General features: G+C 38.9%; 2 protein-coding genes. Both read right to left on the reverse strand.

What is annotated here, in order from left to right:
* Positions 1 to 94 precede the first annotated feature (94 nt).
* A complete protein-coding gene (locus ACFIMS_RS04245; protein ID WP_007347430.1) occupies positions 95 to 295 on the reverse strand; it encodes an AlpA family transcriptional regulator in 201 nt (66 codons plus the stop codon).
* Between the two features lie 208 nt (positions 296 to 503).
* Positions 504 to 1,590 (reverse strand): tyrosine-type recombinase/integrase (locus ACFIMS_RS04250; RefSeq protein ID WP_375696414.1); only part of this gene is annotated, 1,087 nt, incomplete at its 5' end.

Here is a 1,590-nt window from a genome sequence, read left to right on the forward strand (position 1 = left end):
AATCCTATAACATTGCGTCATAGGACGGATTATGCTATCTCTAGATTGATGAGTTTGAGAAAGCCTTGTCCGTCCTTACGTGACAAGGTTTTTTTTATGCCACGTCGTTATAACGTTGCTGTTTTGCTTGTTCGATTACATTTAAGAGATCCGATTGTAACCAACGGGATAAAAAACCAAATTTTAAAGGTTTTGGGAGAGAGCCATTAGTAACATGACGCCGGAAAGTTGAGACACTCATATGAAGCAATTTTGCACTTTCACGGTCTGTTAAAAGAATATCATTTTCTGTCATTCTAAAATCCTTTCACTATAAAAAATAGAAACAAATCATGCCTATTTATTAAGCACATTTTGGTTTATTTTTGAAGGTATTTTATTTATAGAAAACAATATTTTATCATATAAATTCTGATGTGATAATTTATGAGTCTTATTGAGAAAGAATGAGAGAGAAGAGAGAGAAAGTTATCCACAGATAATGGGGTTATTCACCCCATATCTTAAGATTGACCTGTGACATAAGCCGCCCATTTATCCATATAAACGCGGCGCTGTTCTAAATAGTCAGTCCGACGATAGGCACGTTCTACTTGTCCTCCTACTGTATGACTTAGAATGGTTTCAGCGACCTCATAGGGGGCATCGGTTGTTTCAGCGAGCCAATTGCGTAAACTAGAACGAAATCCATGCGGGCAGGCTTCAAGTTTATTGTCTCTCATATATTGAGCCATACACTTCTCAGCGAGGGGACCGCGACCTTTAGCAGAAAAAAAGAAATCATTACGAGAAAGCAATCGTGCTTGTTTTAAAATGTCTAATGCTTCAGTTGATAAAGGCACGCGAAATTCTTTTGTTGTATCACGCTTGCCTTTCATATTTTCAGCAGGTATGGTCCATATATCCCCATCAATTTGATCTTTATGAATATGACGTAAAGGATTGGTACGAACGCCTGTCAAAATAAGCAAACGTAAAGCCAGTTGTGTTATGGTTGATGCTTCACAGAGTGTTTTATAAAAAGCCGGAACCTCTCTCCAATCCATCGCTGGTCTATTAGTGACCTTATGGCGTTGTTTTCCTAAGAGAGCTTTTGCTTTTTCTACAGCTTGTAAATCAACATCTACACCTAATGCAGCCGCATGTTTGAGACAAAGATTAAGACGTATCAATGCTGTTCGAGCAATTACAGCCTTTGTATGCCAAATGGGAGAAAGGGTATTGCGTATCTCTGTTTGGGTAATCTCTGAAACGGGTAGACAGCCTAATTTAGGGAGAATATGAAGTTTTAAGGGTGAAAACCAGTTTCCATTTTTACCATCCCCTTTTAATTCAGCTTTACGACTTTCAAAAGTATCCAAAGCAATATCTTTTAAATAATGAAGATTACGCATTGCTTCACGCTTTTGTTTATTGCGTTCTTTAATAGGGTCACGCCCTTCACGTAAAACAGCCCGCCATCCTGTTGCTAATTCACGGGCTTGTTTTAAAGAAACATCTCGCAACGCTCCCAAGCCCATTTCACGGCGCCGCCCATGAATGGTAAAACGGTAAATCCATTGAGCACCTCCATCTTTACGCTTATGAAGT

This window comes from Bartonella sp. AP331QHHD, assembly GCF_042195905.1.
In the GTDB taxonomy this organism is placed as follows: domain Bacteria; phylum Pseudomonadota; class Alphaproteobacteria; order Rhizobiales; family Rhizobiaceae; genus Bartonella.

What these genes read in the sequence shown, in the direction of transcription:
- ACFIMS_RS04245 (WP_007347430.1), bottom strand. Translation starts at nt 295, where the DNA reads ATGACAGAAAATGATATTCTTTTAACAGACCGTGAAAGTGCAAAATTG.